The sequence below is a fragment of the Riemerella anatipestifer genome (genome assembly GCF_009663465.1).
GTDB lineage: Bacteria > Bacteroidota > Bacteroidia > Flavobacteriales > Weeksellaceae > Riemerella > Riemerella anatipestifer_C.
The window spans coordinates 82672-97940 of sequence record NZ_QXHU01000004.1; the positions used below are offsets into that span (position 1 = coordinate 82672).

The window sequence follows — 15269 nt, forward strand, 5'->3', positions numbered from 1 at the left end:
AACACATTTTCTTAACGCCTCCGTTTCCTTAGGTCGGAGAATGGAGCGTTGATAATTTAGCATTGCTTTAAATGGTCTTTGGTGATAAATATGTGTGTATGTCCTTTTGGCTTGACCCAAAAGTACCAAAAGTTCAAGACTAGAAAACTACGGCTAAAAATGTGTCGCCCATTCTAAAAGCCCTAGAACTCACGCCAAGGCTAAAGCCGACGCTTGTTCAGACAATAGGGCTTTTTTAACGAATGGACGCCCCATTTTCTTAACGCCTCCGTTTCCTTAGGTCGGAGGGGACAGTCGTTACATAGTATATTTGTCTTCGTCCTTTTGTCTTGAAACAAAAGGACCAAAAGTTCAAGAGCAAAGGTTAGGTTTACCTACGGCACGGGACTGCCCCCTGCTATTTGGAAGCTATCGCTCTCAATGCCGCTACGGGGTCATTCCCTAAACTTACCTTTGCTCGGCAGGGCGGTGATAATAGCGAAGTGGTGATAATTAAAGGCAGTTTTAAATGGTCTTTGGGAGAGGAGTGCTTATAATATATATAGTATATCTGACCTCTAAGCCCGACGGCGTTAAGAACCTCGTTAGTAAAGGCGTTAAAAAATACCCACTGTTTGAGCAAAGGTGTGGGCAGAAGCGTTGGAGCGAGTTTTGGGGATTTTAGCCTTTAGTAATGAGGTTTAGCCAAAGGGGTTACAGTCTTGAATTTTTGGTTCTTTTGTTTCAAGACAAAAGAACTAATTACTTTTAGCTTGACCTAAACCTAACGCAGTGGTTCGGCGAAGCCAAAAGTACCAAAAGTTCAAGAGCAAAGGTTAGGTTTGCCTACGGCACGGGACTGCCCCCTGCTATTTGGAAGCTATCGCTCCCAATGCCGCTACGGGGTCATTCCCTAAGCTTACCTTTGCTCGGCAGAGCGTTGATAATAGCTAAGTGGTGATAATTTAGTATTGCTTTAAACGGTCTTTGATGATAGTAGGCTTGTCCTTTTGGCTTGACCCAAACCTAACGAAGTGGTTCGGCGAAGCCAAAAGGACGAAAAATTCAAGAGCAAAGGTTAGGTTTGCCTACGGCACGGGACAGCCTCCTGCTATTTGGAAGCTATCGCTCCCAATACCGCTACGGGGGCAGTCCCTAAACTTACCTTTGCTCGGCAAAGCGTTGATAATAGCGAAGTGGTGATAATTAAAGGCAGTTTTAAAATGGTCTTTAGGAGAGGAGTGCTTATAATATATATAGTATATCCGACCTCTAAGCCCGCCGGCGTTAAGAACCTCGTTACCTTTTACCCTAAAAAATGCTTATGTTTTGCCTAAAATCTAGTTAGGTTTTTGTGGTGTTTTAAGGAGTTACTTTAAAAACGGATTGTATTGTTGTTCAAAACCGATGTTGGTACTCGCTCCGTGTCCGCTATAAACTTGGGTGTTTGATGGTAAGGTGAGTAGCTTGGTTTTGATGCTTTCAATGAGTTGTTCGTAATTACCTTTATATAAATCGGTTCTACCAATGCTCCCTTGGAAAAGTACATCGCCAGAAATCACCCAGTTTTGCTCCTTATGGTAGAAGCTAATGCTCCCCGGCGAATGCCCCGGCGTGTGTAATAGGTGTAGAGTATCTGTTCCTAGCTGTAGAGTTTCGCCTTCGTCTATAAAGGTCGTTTGCCCTACAAAGGGAAGCATATTAAATCCATACTGCCTTGCGGTAAGGGGAGCTCTATCTAGAAGTTCTTGGTCTAGCTGGTGCATTAGCACAGGAACTTGGTAGGTGTCAAACGCCCATTGTAGCCCTGCGATATGGTCTATATGGGCGTGGGTGAGCAGAATGTTTTTAACAGTTAAGTTCTGTGAGGTTATAAATTCGGATAACGCTAGAGTTTCGTTTGCGGTAAAATTACCTGGGTCTATAATGAAGGCTTGTTTCGCCTCGTTATAAACTACATAGGTGTTTTCTGAAAAGGGATTGAAGGTAAATGTTTTGATACTAAGCATAGCGAAGTTTATTTTTCTGTTTTAATCTCTAGGTTAATTGCAGGGACGATACTTGCGGGGAGTTTTCTCCATTTTTCAACAAAACTCCTCATAAAAGACCTCCCGAAAAGCCCAGCACTGATACTAAAACTGCCTGTAAAGTTTCTATCCAAAGGCTGGAAGCCCACAAATATCTTTCCACTAAACCAAATGTTTTTATCAGAAACTTCTAAACTAAAGGTGTTGTCTTTTAAGTTTTCACTACTTATCTCAAAGATTAAGTCTTCTTTGTTTAAAATATGGTGTGGCTTGCCATCTAATTCAGAATAAATAATGAACCTTGCAGGAATGGCTTTGTTCACATTGAATTGAGCTAAATTGAGGTTGATTTTAGTGATTTTGGATTTGTGTTTAACTTGGATAGGAACCGCAATTTCTGCCTGTGGTTTTTCTTTTTCTGCTTGTGCCAGTGTTTTAGAATCTTTGGAAAGGTAGTTTAAAAAAATCTTTCTAGACTTGGAGTGATACCCAATATTCTTTGTTATGTACTTTTTGGAAGCTATTAAAACTTCTTGTATTTCTGTAGTTTTAGGAGCTAGTATGACCTTTGTATGGCTTTTTATAAAATCGGCTACGGTGTTTTTATAAGGTTCAAAACCTGCCGCTTCAATTTTTATGTTAGCGTTTCTATCTATATTCGTTAGGTCTATCAAAAAAAATCCCTTATCGTCGCTAAAGCCTCCTTTTTCAATATCTTCAACGCCAATTTTAGCGTACCGAATAGGTAGCCCATCGTCTTTGGAAAGAATATTCCCTGTAACGGTTTGTGAAAAATAAATATTTGAAGCCAAAACCATCAGAAGCAACCAAAACTTTCTCATAAAACCGCTTGTGAATCTTTAGTTTTTAGGGGAAAATGATAAGCCACACAAAGTTTGAGTGGCTTGTATATCTTAGAGGTCTGTAAGGTTGAATTTGTTGTAGATAAGTGTAAGCCTACGAATCCACTCTTTGGGTTGTGTAGAATAGCCGTTGTTGGCAATGGTTTTTATCCATAGAGCAAAATCATTATTGCCTTTTAGTTCAGCGTAATATTTTTTACGGGTGAGCATCTTACAAAAAGCATCAAAGCTTTCTTCTTTAGAGCTGAACTGTTTGTACTTAGTGGCTTTTTGGTGGTTTTTGCCCACAATCCCGAAGTGGTTGTTGAGTTGCTTTGAGTTTTTGCAGCTCCCTCCTCCTGTTTCTACGAAGGCAATCGCCATAATTACAGAGGCAGGTATCTCGTATTTTTTTGATAATTCTGTGGCTAAGTTTTTATTGCTTTTGATGTACTGATGCGAGGTCTGTGCCTTTGCGAATACTGAAAATAAACATAAGAATGTTCCTACAATAATAGTCTTAATAAAACCTATGTGCTGTTTCATAATACAAATTATTTGCGGGCAAAGGTACTAATCTATAATTATAGGAGCTTGTTTTTTAACAAAAAAATAACATTTTTAACATAAAATAATAAAGAGATTCTTTTTGAAAAATTGATGATACAACATTGTGAATGTGTTATAAATGTGTTAAATTAGCCCCCGTTTTTAATAAAATTTATTTTGAAATCAAACAAAAATTATAGAGTTTTTAGATTAGTTTTTTCAAGTTTTGTAATCTATTTGTCGGCTTCGGTAGTTATGAAAATCACAGGTTTTCATTGGCAACCTTTGGATAATATAAACTTGGTTTCGGAGTTGTTCCGTTCTGAAAAAGCAACAGAGCGTGTGGGACAAAAGGAAGTCCATCATTCGCCTGCGGCCACTCCGCAAATACAAGAAGTGAATTTGGATTTGTATCAAAAGCCAGATTTAATTACTAATTTTTTAGCCAACTCTCCTCAACCAGCACTCCCAAAGTTTGTGGAAAAATTGGAGAAACTGAAGAAACAGAAGAAAGGCAAAGTAAGAATTGCGTTCTTTGGGGATAGTATGATAGAGGGAGATCTAATGACACAGACTTTAAGGAGGCTCCTACAAACCGAGTTCGGAGGTAAAGGTGTAGGCTTTGTGCCAATGTACTCCAATGTTGCAGGGTTCAGAACAACAGCAATGGTGTCTGGAAAAGGCTGGAAAGACACTCATTTTATGATTAAAGGAGCGGATAACCTCTACTTATCGGGGCATAGGTTCGAAGGATTAGGTACGGGTTCCTACGAGGATAAAACAATACAAAGTACCGATGTAGTAACTAAGGCGTTGCTATTTGGGAAAATAAATGATGCTGCTATAGTTGCCAACGGTACTCCATTAGTGTTGTCTGGAATAGATAAGGTCAATCGTATAGTGCTTTCTAATGATAACAATAGTAGAGTATCGGTACAGTCTAAAACAAGCTCTTTGCCTTTATTCGGGGTTAGTTTTGAGTCCGAAAATGGTGTTTTTGTAGATAACTTCTCGTTTAGAGGGATTACTGGGGTTGAGCTTGGGAAGATAGATAAGGAAATATATAATGCCGTTCAGAAGAATAATCCTTATGATTTGGTAATTCTTCAATATGGAGTGAATTTAATGTTCCGCCCAAAGGATACCAATTATGAATATTACGAGAAAATGATGTCGCCTGTATTAGAAAAACTGAAAAAAGAGATGCCTAATACCGAGTTTCTGTTAATAGGTAGTGCCGACAGAGCGTTTAGGTATAATGGGGAGTACAAAACAGCGGTGGGATTGCCTAACTTGCTGAAACTTCAGGCAGAACTCGCTTTAAAGTACAATATGGCTTTCTATAATAATTTTGCGACTATGGGGGGCGAAAATAGTATTGTTAAGTGGGCTAATGCTACACCACCACTGGCAAACAAAGATTATATACACCCTAATGCTAAAGGTGCAGAAGTATTGGGACAAAAGCTATATGATGCCATTATAAAAGATTATCAAAAAAATAGAAAAAGGGATAAATAATGAATGTAGAACAGTTTTTAGCGTCCTTTGATTGGGCTGCTTTTGGGAATCAATTTTTATACGATAGTAAAAATCCGCTCCTGTTTAATAATGGGTTTTTCGTTTACTTTTTTTCATTATTTATACTCTTGTTCTTTGCTCTAAGGCATCAGCATCAAGCAAGGCGTTATGTATTTTGTTTGTTTTCTTTATACTTTTTCTACAAAGCCAGTGGTTGGTTTGTAGGGTTGGTTATTTTGTCTGCTATTGTAGATTTTTTCTTGTCTAATGCTATTTATAAAGCGAAACAGAAGTCGGCTAAAACGGGTTTACTTGTTCTTAGTATTATATTCAATTTAGGAATGTTGTTTTACTTTAAGTACACCAATTTCTTTATTAGCATTTCTAATGAATGGCTTAATACAGACTTTAATCCGCTGAATATTTTGCTTCCCATAGGGATTTCTTTTTATACTTTTGAAAACCTTAGTTATACCATAGATGTCTACAGAGGCGATTTTAAACCAGCCTCCAAATTTTCAGATTACCTTTTGTTTTTGGCATTTTTCCCAAAACTGATGATGGGACCTATTGTAAGAGCTCACGATTTTGTACCACAAATCAACGAGCCTTATGTAATTTCCGAAAAAGACTTTGCTAAAGGTTTTTATCTGATTATTTCTGGATTGATAAAAAAACTAATCATTTCAGATTTTATCACGCTGAATTTTGTAGATTATGTCTTTGATAATCCTGCACTGCATACAGGGTTAGAAAACCTTTTTGCGGTCTATGGTTACGCTATGGTTATCTATTGTGATTTTAGCGGATATAGTGATATTGCCATAGGAATAGCCTTGTGGCTAGGCTTTAAAATACCACCGAATTTCCTATCGCCTTATCAAAGTAAAAATATTACAGAGTTCTGGAGACGTTGGCATATGTCCCTTTCCTCTTGGCTTAAAGATTATCTTTATATCCCGTTGGGTGGTAATCGTAAGTTTTCCGTAGCATCGTTTCTATTTGTTTCGTTGTTTTTGATAGGAGTATTTCTAATGGGAGTGAATTTGTTCCACTTATCTTATGCTTATTCCGGTGGATTATCCGCAGCGATGTTACTCATCTTTTTGTTGCCTGCACTCATTACTCGAGATTCTAAGGGTATTGCGGCTAACTTTAATCTATTGACCACAATGCTTTTAGGGGGATTTTGGCACGGAGCGAGTTGGAACTTTATTATCTGGGGAGCCATTCACGGAGTAGGTTTGGGTATTCATAAAATATGGATGTTACTTACAGGCAAAGCTCTTAAAAAGGTTAATAATACCTTTATCTATAAGGTAATTATGGGGCTGGTAACTTTCCATTTTGTGTGTTTTGGTTGGGTGTTTTTTAAGGCGGAAGACTTTGAAATCGCAAAGGCGATGTTATTCCAAATCTTCTATAATTTTGATGTTTCTGTCTTTATGCCTTTCTATGAAAATTATCAAGAAGTGCTTTGGATGATTGGCTTTGCGATGCTCATTCATCTAATACCTGATGGGTTGGTAGATAAGTTGCTAGACAAGCCCAAAACAATTCCTTTGGTGTTTTATATAATGGTGTTTTTCTGCTTTCTGTTGCTTTATGGCTTTTTTAAATCCTCGGAGCAGGTAATGCCGATTTATTTACAATTTTAAAGACAGAAAATGAGTAAAAATAAAAATCGTTTTTTATACTTTTTGTGTGCTATTTCAATATGGTTTGGGGTAAACGCCCAAATAACCAATGCTGAAAATTTAGAACCTTTTGTAACCAAACTAAAACGAAATGAAGCCGTAACACAGATTTTATTTATCGGTGATTCGCATATACAAGCCGATTGGCTCACAGGATACCTTCGTAATAAATTTCAAGAAGAATATGGCAATGCAGGGCGAGGTCTGGTGTTTCCCTATGCGGTAGCTAATTCTAATGGTCCAGAAGATATATCGGCGTACAGTAATACGACTTGGGAGAACTTTAGATTAGTTTATGAACAAGATGTTTTTCCGAAAATAGGTGCTTCAGGATTTGTGATTGGGAATAAAGAATCTTCTATTTTGGAAATAAATCTTAGACCCGAAGATGCATTCACTAAGGTAGTTATATTCAATGATAGTATAATGAAGGGAGAGCCTTTTGAGTTAATGAAATCTAACGAAAGTTTAAAGAGTTTTATAAAAAAGGATAAAAAAGTATTCCCTTATATCGTAAAAACAGAGGATACATTCCCAGAGATAGCTTCTAAATTCTATACCACCACCACAAGGTTAAATCAGCTCAATCAATACAAAAAGCCTATTGCTAATCAGTCCTATTCTGTGGAGCAAGTAGGGATTAGTTATGACTTTTCCTTTGAAAATCAGCTAAAAAGTTTATCAAAGTTTACCTTTTGTGAACTAAATACAGTCGTGAATTTGTCTGAACCAAATACTCGCCTTTTGTTGAAGACTAATGCTAAAAATGGTAATGTTTTCTATGGCTTTCAATTTTTGAATAACAATACCAAAGGGGTTGTATTTAATACGGTAGGCGTTAATGGAGCTACCTATGCTGATTTTTTAAAATATCCGTTACAGTTGCAACAGTTAAAGTCGATTCAACCAGATATTGCCATTATAGCTTTAGGTACTAATGAATCTTTAGGTACTATAGGTGAGGAAGAGTTTAAGCGAAATGCAATAAATCTTATTTCCGAGCTAAGAAAAGACACGCAGCTCCCAATCTTGTTAATATCACCACCAGACAATAAACTGAAAGGTGATAAAGCAGAACTTATCACTAAGTGGATTGCTCAAGTTGCTACTCAAGAAAAAGTAGCGTTTTACGATTTGAATAAAGCGTTGGGCGGAAGAAGCTATTTTCAAAAAGCACTGAACAATAAAGATGCTAATAAAGACGGCGTACACTTTTTGAAGGCGGGTTACGAAAAGCAAGCACAAAAGATTTACGCAGCTTTAAAAGCATTGTTTTAGAGTTAATCTTTAATATAAACTCTTTTCACTCGTCTAGAAATAGAGGTGAGTACTTCGTAAGGTATCGTTTGTGAATACATTGCGAAGTCTTCTAGAGAAGGCTTTTCGTGGAAGATAACTACTTCATCGCCTTCTTTAGCAGGGAGGTCAGAAATATCCACCATCATCATATCCATACAAACACTGCCTACAATAGGGCATAAGGTGTTTTTGATGCCGATATAACCCACGCCATTACTTAACAGGCGAGGGACGCCATCTGCATAACCAACAGGTATGGTGGCTATCCTTGTATTTTTAGAGGCTTTATAGCGTCTGCCGTAGCTTACACTATCGTTGGGTTGGATTTCTGAAATTTGAGAAATAACAGATTTGAATGCCACTACAGGATTTAATAAAGGCTGAATTTCGGGTGAGGCGGAAATACCCATCATACCGATGCCAATTCTTACCATATCCATTTGATAATCTGTGTAGTTGGTGATTCCTGCTGAATTGAGGATATGCCTTAATGGTTTATAGTTTAAGTCCTTGATGATGTTTTGTGAAAGTCTATCAAATTTTTGGCACTGTGCCAAGGTATAGTCTTTTTCCTGAGGAATGTCAGAACTAGAAAGATGGCTGAAAATACTTTCTACCTTTATATTCATTTGGTTTAAGTATTCTTTTAATTGGTCTATCTCATCTTCTTTAAAACCAAGACGATGCATTCCTGTCTCTAGCTTGATATGGATAGGATATCTTCCCTCGTAGCCATTTTGTTTTAGCTGCTTATGAAATAGTTCTAAAACTCTGAAGCTATATATGTTAGGCTCTAGATTGTATTCTATAATGGTATTATAGCTATGTTGCTCTGGGTTCATTACTACGATGGGAACCGTAATTCCGTTTTTACGAAGCTCTACACCTTCGTCTGCAACGGCAACGCCCAAATAGTCTATATGGTGATGTTGCAGAAACTCGGCTATTTCGTGACCACCTAGTCCATAAGAATAGGCTTTAACCATTGCCATAATTTTAGTTTCGGGCTTTAGCAATGATTTGTGAACATTGATGTTATGGAGTAGGTTGTTTAGATTGACCTCTAGTACCGTATCGTGCTTTTGTAGTTCTAGATAAGTTTTTACTTGCTCTATTTCAAACTTTCTTGCTCCTTTGAGGAGGATAAGCTCATTTTCTAAATCTTTAAAATCTTGATTGTTAAATAATTCATTAGTGGTATTAAAACTAAAACTTTCAGTATTTAGAAACTGTTGATACTGACTAATTTCCTCACCAATTAAAAAAACTTTATTAAAGTTTTGCTCATTGATAAGACTTGCGACTTCTTGGTATAGATTGTCTGCGTCTGATTTTTCTGTAAAATCAGTGATGATTAAAGACTTCTTTGGTTTTTGGTAACTTTTAATAAATTCAAAAGCGATTTTGAGAGAGTCTAAATCTAAATTAAAAGAATCGTTGATGATGAGGTTATTTTTAATACCATTAACGCTCTCTAGCCTCATTTCCACCGCTTTCAGATTATTAATTTTTTCTATCATTTTCTCCGTAGAAAATCCCAACAGATGCATTACGGCTATAATGGCTAACACGTTGGATAAAGTAGCCTCGTCTCTTTGCTGGGCAGGGAAGGAGAAAGATTTATCAAAGCATTGAACAGTAATGGGTTCTTGTCGGTCTTTCCAATTAGAAGAAATGTAGATATTGTTATTCTTATTAAATCCGTATGATATTAAATTCTTACTTGAATATAGTGTATTTATTTTATTATTAACTAGAGTATTATCGCCATTAAATATGATGCTTTCAGAATCTTTAAAAAGACTTATTTTCTCATCTACAAGGTGTTCTTCAGATTTAAAATTAGAAATATGAGCAGAGCCAATGTGAGTTAAAACGCCTATTTTCGGTGAGAAAATTGTTTCTAAAGTTTTCATTTCTTTAGGCTCGGAAATACCCACCTCAAAAATACCTACTTTATGTTCAGATTTTACATTTAGGAGAGATAAAGGTAGCCCAATTTGAGAGTTAAAACTCTTTGGGCTTTTAACGCATCTAATGTCTTCGGATAGGCATTGATAGAGCCATTCTTTAATGATGGTTTTGCCGTTGCTGCCTGTAATTCCGATGGTTTGTATGTTGTGAGATTTAAGATGTAGATGGGCTAATTTTTGTAAAAATTTTACAGTGTCATCTACAATGAGCCACGAGAGTTGGTCGTTATCCAAAGTTTTATGTTCCGAAACAATGAGGTCTATGCCCTTTTCTACCGCGGAAGCAATATATTTTTCGCCGTTATTTTTTTTTGTTTTAATGGCAACGAATCCTGTGTTTTTAGGGGAATAGATAATGCGGCTATCAAAGGCAAAATGTTTAATAATTTTGTCGCCATCACCAATAAGTTTTGCTCCTGTGATTTCGGCAATTTGCCTTGCGGTGTAGTTCATAGGTGCTAGGATTTCTTATTTAAAAACTCGTCCACAAAAACACGTCTACTTACAGCCTCGTAGCTTTCGGTTTCACCTAGTTCTACTAAATCTTGACTAGTAGAAGTTCTCATAGAGTAATTAGCAAGGTTGCCTGTTCTTTTACAGATGGCGTGTACTTTAGTAACATATTCTGCTGTTGCCATAAGATAGGGCATAGGTCCAAAAGGTCTGCCTTTAAAATCCATATCAAGCCCCGCAATTACTACCCTAACTCCGTTGTTTGCTAGTTGGTTGGCTACCTCCACGATGCCTTGGTCAAAAAACTGAGCCTCATCTATGCCTACCACATCACAATTAGAACCTAGTAATAAGATTTCGTTGGGCGTATCCACCGCTGTACTTCTTATTTTATTTCTGTTATGGGAAACCACATCTTCCTCGGAATATCGGGTATCTAGTTTAGGTTTAAAAATCTCCACATTAAGTCCTGCCATCTCTGCCCTACGAAGCCTACGAATGAGTTCTTCGGTCTTTCCAGAAAACATAGAACCGCAGATGACCTCCATCCATCCACTTTGTTTTGCGTGATTGATTGTATTTTCTAAAAACATTTGTTATTTTAGCCGTAAAAATAAAGCACCCCAAAATTAAGGATTTTTTAATAACGAAACATTATGGTAAACTTCAATTATACGGAAGAAAAAGTGTGGGAAGAATGTAAAGCCTTGTTAGATAATCTATCAGCGATAAATAATTCCGAAGATTTTTTAGAAAAAGAAAACTTAGTATCTTCTCTCTATGAGAATCTTATTTTTCTCAAAAAACTTAAAGATTATAAGGTAGAATTAAGTTTAAATGAGGTTAATAAAATTGATGATAATCAGGAAGAAAAAACTGTTTTTGAAGAGTTACCTGTTGTAGTAGATGAAACTAATCATCATACAGAAGTAGAGGAGTTACACGAAGTAGAGTTAGAAATAGAAACACCAGCTTCTACTGAAGTTGTAGAAGAATTAAAATTTGAATTTGCTAATGCCAAGGAAGAAGAGTTTGAGGTACTGGAGCTAGAGGAGTCGGTGGCAAATAACGAACCACAAAGTGTAGAAGAACAGCAAGAGGAAAATCAAGAAATAGAAGAGGAAATATCAGAAGAGCAAGATAAAAAAATAAAGTTAGCACATATTAAAGGGCTTTCGGTGCAGTCTTTATTTGATGAAGAAACTATTACAGAATCAAAACAAGAAGCTGAGGTTTCAGAAGAAGTAGAGCTTTTGGCAACACCGAGTAAACCTAGACAAGATTTTAAACTTGATTTTAACGACCGACTAGCTTTCCTAAAGGTATTGTTTGATAATAGTCAAGTAGATATGAATGAAGTTATCAAAAAGTTGAATTCTTTTGATGATATAGAACAAGCTAGAGAATACCTTAGTGATGTTTACTACGAAAGAAATTGGGGTAAGGTAGATGAGTATGCTCAGAGATTGTGGGTTTTGGTAGAGAATAAATTCTTGTAGTGTATGTCAGGTACTTTATATTTTGTTCCTACGCCTGTCGGAAATTTGGAGGATATGACTTTTAGAGCAATTAAAACACTCAAAGAGGTGGACTATATTCTTTGCGAAGACACTCGAACTTCAGGAGTGTTACTGAAACATTACGAGATAGCTAAACCACTAAAATCCTATCATTTACATAACGAACATCAGGCGACCGATAAAGTTGTACAAGACTTACAAAACGGTATGAATATCGCTTTGATAACGGATGCAGGAACGCCAGGTATATCAGACCCAGGCTATCTTTTAGCAAAAGCCTGTGCCGACAACAATATAGAAATGATTTGTCTGCCTGGAGCAACGGCGTTTGTACCTGCTTTGGTAGTATCTGGTTTGCCTAATAATGAATTTGTATTCGCGGGTTTTCTTCCACCCAAAAAAGGAAGACAAACCAAACTCAAGCAATTAGCAGAGGAAAAAAGAACAGTAGTATTGTACGAAAGTCCACATAAAATTAACACTACATTAGAGCAGATTAAAACCTTTTTTGGAGAACATACTAGGGTAAGCCTCAGTAGAGAAATTTCCAAGAAGTTTGAAGAAACCAAGCGAGGTAGTATAGACGAGCTGATAGCTTTTTCTCAATCTAAATCTTTAAAGGGAGAAATTGTTTTAGTTATCAATAATAGCATTTAGAAAAATATCATTACATTTGATTAGAGAACAAAAAATAAAATTAGATATATGAAATTATTAGAAGGAAAAGTAGCCCTCATTACAGGAGCTACCAGAGGTATAGGAAAAGGTATTGCCGAGATTTTCGCAGCGCAAGGAGCACAGGTAGCATTCACTTATGCAGGGTCTGTAGATAAGGCACAAGCTCTAGAGGCAGAACTTAATAAGACAACCAAAGCTAAGGCTTACCAAAGCGATGCTTCGGATTATGAAGGTTCTCAAAAGCTCGTAGAAGAAGTTTTAGCAGAATTTGGTAAAATAGATATTTTGGTTAACAATGCAGGGATTACCAAAGACAACCTAATGTTGCGTATGTCCAAAGAAGATTGGGATACCATTATCAAAGTTAATTTAGATTCGGTGTTCAATCTAACGAAAGCTGTTATCAAACCAATGATGAAAGCAAGAGGAGGCTCTATCATCAATATGACTTCCGTGGTGGGTATAAAAGGAAATGCAGGTCAGGCGAATTATGCAGCCTCTAAAGCTGGGGTAATCGGATTTACTAAATCTATTGCGTTAGAGTTAGGCTCTAGAAATATCCGTTGCAACGCTATCGCTCCTGGGTTTATAGAAACCGAAATGACGGCAGCGTTAGACGAAAAAACAGTACAAGGCTGGAGAGAAACCATTCCATTGAAAAGAGGAGGTCAGCCAGAAGATGTAGCGAATGCGTGCGTATTTCTAGGTAGCGAGTTATCTAGTTATGTTACAGGTCAGGTGCTTAATGTAGATGGCGGAATGCTTACTTAGAAAGTTTTTTGTAAATAAATTTTGGGCGTGCCCCTCTCCTTAGCTTTACCCTAGGCTAGGGTCGGTCTTCGGGCAGTCGCTATTTTACGATAAAGGTTCGGGGCTTTGCCCCGAACCTTTATCGTAAAATGAGCTCCCACAATGCCCTTCGCCCTCACGCAAAACAATCTCCATTATAATTTTTATGAATATAAATATAAAAGCATCTTTATTTCAATCTATCTATAGTATTATCCGTCGTTTCTTCAATGTTTCCCCTCTTATAGGATTTACCTGTAATATTCCACTTTAATATGATTCCAAATGCTCTCATATCTCCATAGCTTTTATTGCCGTAAAAATAGTTAGGAACAGTCGTTTCGTGCCATACTCTATCTGTTTTAAAAATATCGTAAGCAAAAAACATCATATTTAAATTGGAATTTATTTTTTTTAGACAATGTTAAATCCAACCTTTGTCTAGTGTAATGCTTTAGTAAACCATCTTTGTTGGTAGGTGTAAGTTCATAATTTATATTTAATTTCAATGTTTTTGAAAGTGTAATCACATTATTGGTTGATAATATCAAGGATGCTGATGATTTTGATATCATTTTTTCATATTCTGTATCGGTTGGGTCTTCTCTCCTCATGATGTGAGCTGTTTCACAGGGTAACACCACATTATTTAACTTTACGCCACCTATAAAGAAATAATATTTTTCCACTATTATATTTGCTTTTTTTTAAACCAAAGTGTAGTTTTTATCTATGGGGGATTTTGACGGTTTTTTTGATGAAAGAAATTCGGTTAAGAATATATCAGCCAATGATTTAGAGCAATTAAAAAATTATTTGTCTGTGATAGATGCTTTTTCCAGAGTTTCATACAAAAGCATTTATGTAATTGACTATCAAACTCAGTCTTTTGAATATGTTTCGGATAATCCTTTATTTCTGTGCGGATTGTCCGCTCAAGAGGTTAAAGCATTAGGGTATGCTTTTTATTTTAGAAATGTAAAAAAACAAGATTTAGAGCTTTTAATGAAAATCAATGATGTAGGATTTTCATTCTATGAAAAAATTCCTTTAGTTGAAAGGAAACTTTATACTATTTCCTATGATTTTCATTTAATCAATGAAAGAAATAGACCCGTGCTTATCAATCACAAACTTACACCCATCTTTCTCAACGAAAAAGGACAAATATGGAAAGCAATATGTATTGTATCTCTTTCTTCTAACCAAACTGAGGGGAATATCATTATAAGCAAACAGGGAAGCGAAGATTTTTGGAAATTTAATATTGATACAAACATTTGGGAAAAGGAACAAAAAGTTAAACTCTCTGAAAGAGAGGTTACGGTGTTGGAACTCTCTGCCAGAGGTTTTACCATCAATGAAATTTCGGAGAAGTTATTTGTAACTCCTGATACCGTAAAATTTCATCGAAGAAAAATTTTTGATAAATTGAATGTTCAAAACATTTCAGAGGCACTTGCTTATGCTAAAATTAATAAATTAGTATAATTTTAATCCCATATCTTCAAGTTTATGAAGTTTATTATACTATTATTTACAATACTTAGTTGCACTTCGCCAAGTAAATTTGAGCAGTTGGTGGTTAGAGAATATGCCTCACCTAAGAATAGTTATTTCAATAAAATGAGGTATGGTAGTTTTGTGCTAGACCTTAATCTCGAGCTGAAACAAGACGGTATTTATAAATTAACTTCGTGTGCTCAAATTACTACAGGAAAATGGAAGCAAGAAGGTAATTTTATCCTTTTAGAATGTTTAGATAGAAAATTCATTATAGATAGTGTGAACCATAGCGAAGCCTACGCCAAAGGAAAAATCTGTAACGATATAGAAAAATATGAAATTAAAGATTTTGGTTTGTACAAGGAGGAATTGGTGGGTAATAGACTAGTTAAGTTTGTATTGCTCAAAAAATAGTCGTAGAAGAAACTTGGGATAT

15 protein-coding genes are annotated in these 15269 nt (G+C 36.2%); 8 read left to right on the forward strand and 7 right to left on the reverse strand.

All coding sequences use genetic code 11. The features are described 5' to 3' along the window. Nucleotides 1–397: 397 nt before the first annotated feature. The 4 genes from D1003_RS06560 to D1003_RS06580 form a co-directional block, all read right to left on the reverse strand. Nucleotides 398–622 carry a hypothetical protein gene (locus tag D1003_RS06560; RefSeq protein ID WP_153936204.1) on the reverse strand — a complete coding sequence of 75 codons (225 nt, stop codon included), beginning with the start codon at nucleotides 620–622 and terminating at the stop codon, nucleotides 398–400. Between the two features lie 727 nt (nucleotides 623–1349). Beyond that, on the reverse strand, nucleotides 1350–1988 hold the full coding sequence (locus D1003_RS06565; RefSeq protein ID WP_014937737.1) for an MBL fold metallo-hydrolase: 639 nt from the start codon (nucleotides 1986–1988) through the stop codon (nucleotides 1350–1352). An 8-nt stretch (nucleotides 1989–1996) separates the two neighbouring features. Continuing rightward, entirely contained in the window at nucleotides 1997–2848 is an 852-nt protein-coding gene (locus D1003_RS11250) for a carboxypeptidase-like regulatory domain-containing protein (RefSeq protein ID WP_260393347.1), read from the reverse strand. 72 nt (nucleotides 2849–2920) lie between these two features. Next, nucleotides 2921–3394: a glucosaminidase domain-containing protein gene (locus tag D1003_RS06580; RefSeq protein WP_014937735.1), complete on the reverse strand. Its 474-nt coding sequence runs from the start codon at nucleotides 3392–3394 to the stop codon at nucleotides 2921–2923. 180 nt (nucleotides 3395–3574) lie between these two features. Here D1003_RS06580 and D1003_RS06585 point away from each other — a divergent pair, with 180 nt between their 5' ends. From D1003_RS06585 to D1003_RS06595, 3 genes are read left to right on the forward strand one after another with little or no spacing between them, the layout of a single operon-like run. After that, complete coding sequence (locus D1003_RS06585; RefSeq protein ID WP_052910939.1) at nucleotides 3575–4918, forward strand: hypothetical protein; 1344 nt, start codon at nucleotides 3575–3577, stop codon at nucleotides 4916–4918. Further along, complete coding sequence (locus tag D1003_RS06590; RefSeq protein WP_153936205.1) at nucleotides 4918–6576, forward strand: MBOAT family protein; 1659 nt, start codon at nucleotides 4918–4920, stop codon at nucleotides 6574–6576. Before D1003_RS06585 ends, D1003_RS06590 begins: the two co-directional genes overlap by 1 nt. A gap of 9 nt (nucleotides 6577–6585) precedes the next feature. Beyond that, complete coding sequence (locus tag D1003_RS06595) at nucleotides 6586–7893, forward strand: GDSL-type esterase/lipase family protein (protein ID WP_153936206.1); 1308 nt, start codon at nucleotides 6586–6588, stop codon at nucleotides 7891–7893. Between the two features lie 2 nt (nucleotides 7894–7895). Here D1003_RS06595 and D1003_RS06600 read toward each other — a convergent pair whose 3' ends face one another. Both D1003_RS06600 and D1003_RS06605 read right to left on the reverse strand, forming a co-directional pair. Beyond that, nucleotides 7896–10340: a bifunctional UDP-N-acetylmuramoyl-tripeptide:D-alanyl-D-alanine ligase/alanine racemase gene (locus D1003_RS06600; protein ID WP_153936207.1), complete on the reverse strand. Its 2445-nt coding sequence runs from the start codon at nucleotides 10338–10340 to the stop codon at nucleotides 7896–7898. A gap of 5 nt (nucleotides 10341–10345) precedes the next feature. Further along, the gene (locus D1003_RS06605) at nucleotides 10346–10933 is read right to left on the reverse strand and encodes a thymidine kinase (RefSeq protein ID WP_004920607.1); all 588 of its coding nucleotides are present in this window, start codon (nucleotides 10931–10933) and stop codon (nucleotides 10346–10348) included. A gap of 63 nt (nucleotides 10934–10996) precedes the next feature. Between D1003_RS06605 and D1003_RS06610 the strand changes: the two genes are divergently transcribed. Genes D1003_RS06610 through fabG form a run of 3 tightly spaced genes read left to right on the forward strand, consistent with a single transcriptional unit; the run spans nucleotide 10997 to nucleotide 13309 of the window. Beyond that, nucleotides 10997–11839 (forward strand): hypothetical protein, encoded by an 843-nt coding sequence (locus tag D1003_RS06610; protein ID WP_153936208.1) that lies wholly within the window; start codon nucleotides 10997–10999, stop codon nucleotides 11837–11839. Nucleotides 11840–11842: 3 nt separating this feature from the next. Next, nucleotides 11843–12517, forward strand: a complete 675-nt coding sequence (rsmI, locus tag D1003_RS06615; protein ID WP_153936209.1) for a 16S rRNA (cytidine(1402)-2'-O)-methyltransferase — start codon at nucleotides 11843–11845, stop codon at nucleotides 12515–12517. A gap of 48 nt (nucleotides 12518–12565) precedes the next feature. Then, on the forward strand, nucleotides 12566–13309 hold the full coding sequence (gene fabG / locus D1003_RS06620; RefSeq protein ID WP_153936210.1) for a 3-oxoacyl-[acyl-carrier-protein] reductase: 744 nt from the start codon (nucleotides 12566–12568) through the stop codon (nucleotides 13307–13309). A 208-nt stretch (nucleotides 13310–13517) separates the two neighbouring features. Here the strand turns inward: fabG and D1003_RS11255 are convergent, their stop codons facing one another. Further along, nucleotides 13518–13718, reverse strand: coding sequence for a hypothetical protein (locus tag D1003_RS11255; protein WP_260393348.1), 201 nt, complete (start codon nucleotides 13716–13718; stop codon nucleotides 13518–13520). Nucleotides 13719–14059: 341 nt separating this feature from the next. Between D1003_RS11255 and D1003_RS06630 the strand changes: the two genes are divergently transcribed. Then, nucleotides 14060–14818, forward strand: a complete 759-nt coding sequence (locus D1003_RS06630) for a helix-turn-helix transcriptional regulator (RefSeq protein WP_153936211.1) — start codon at nucleotides 14060–14062, stop codon at nucleotides 14816–14818. A gap of 24 nt (nucleotides 14819–14842) precedes the next feature. Then, nucleotides 14843–15247 carry a hypothetical protein gene (locus tag D1003_RS11260; protein ID WP_260393349.1) on the forward strand — a complete coding sequence of 135 codons (405 nt, stop codon included), beginning with the start codon at nucleotides 14843–14845 and terminating at the stop codon, nucleotides 15245–15247. Nucleotides 15248–15269: the final 22 nt, after the last annotated feature.

Bases quoted from the DNA above. Each gene is read 5' to 3' on its own strand.
- D1003_RS06605 (WP_004920607.1), bottom strand. From the start codon at position 10,933: ATGTTTTTAGAAAATACAATCAATCACGCAAAACAAAGTGGATGGATG.
- D1003_RS06590 (WP_153936205.1), top strand. From the start codon at position 4,918: ATGAATGTAGAACAGTTTTTAGCGTCCTTTGATTGGGCTGCTTTTGGG.
- D1003_RS11260 (WP_260393349.1), top strand. From the start codon at position 14,843: ATGAAGTTTATTATACTATTATTTACAATACTTAGTTGCACTTCGCCA.
- D1003_RS06595 (WP_153936206.1), top strand. From the start codon at position 6,586: ATGAGTAAAAATAAAAATCGTTTTTTATACTTTTTGTGTGCTATTTCA.
- D1003_RS06600 (WP_153936207.1), bottom strand. From the start codon at position 10,340: ATGAACTACACCGCAAGGCAAATTGCCGAAATCACAGGAGCAAAACTT.
- D1003_RS11250 (WP_260393347.1), bottom strand. From the start codon at position 2,848: ATGAGAAAGTTTTGGTTGCTTCTGATGGTTTTGGCTTCAAATATTTAT.
- D1003_RS06630 (WP_153936211.1), top strand. From the start codon at position 14,060: ATGGGGGATTTTGACGGTTTTTTTGATGAAAGAAATTCGGTTAAGAAT.
- fabG (WP_153936210.1), top strand. From the start codon at position 12,566: ATGAAATTATTAGAAGGAAAAGTAGCCCTCATTACAGGAGCTACCAGA.
- rsmI (WP_153936209.1), top strand. From the start codon at position 11,843: ATGTCAGGTACTTTATATTTTGTTCCTACGCCTGTCGGAAATTTGGAG.
- D1003_RS06565 (WP_014937737.1), bottom strand. From the start codon at position 1,988: ATGCTTAGTATCAAAACATTTACCTTCAATCCCTTTTCAGAAAACACC.
- D1003_RS06580 (WP_014937735.1), bottom strand. From the start codon at position 3,394: ATGAAACAGCACATAGGTTTTATTAAGACTATTATTGTAGGAACATTC.
- D1003_RS06610 (WP_153936208.1), top strand. From the start codon at position 10,997: ATGGTAAACTTCAATTATACGGAAGAAAAAGTGTGGGAAGAATGTAAA.
- D1003_RS11255 (WP_260393348.1), bottom strand. From the start codon at position 13,718: ATGATGTTTTTTGCTTACGATATTTTTAAAACAGATAGAGTATGGCAC.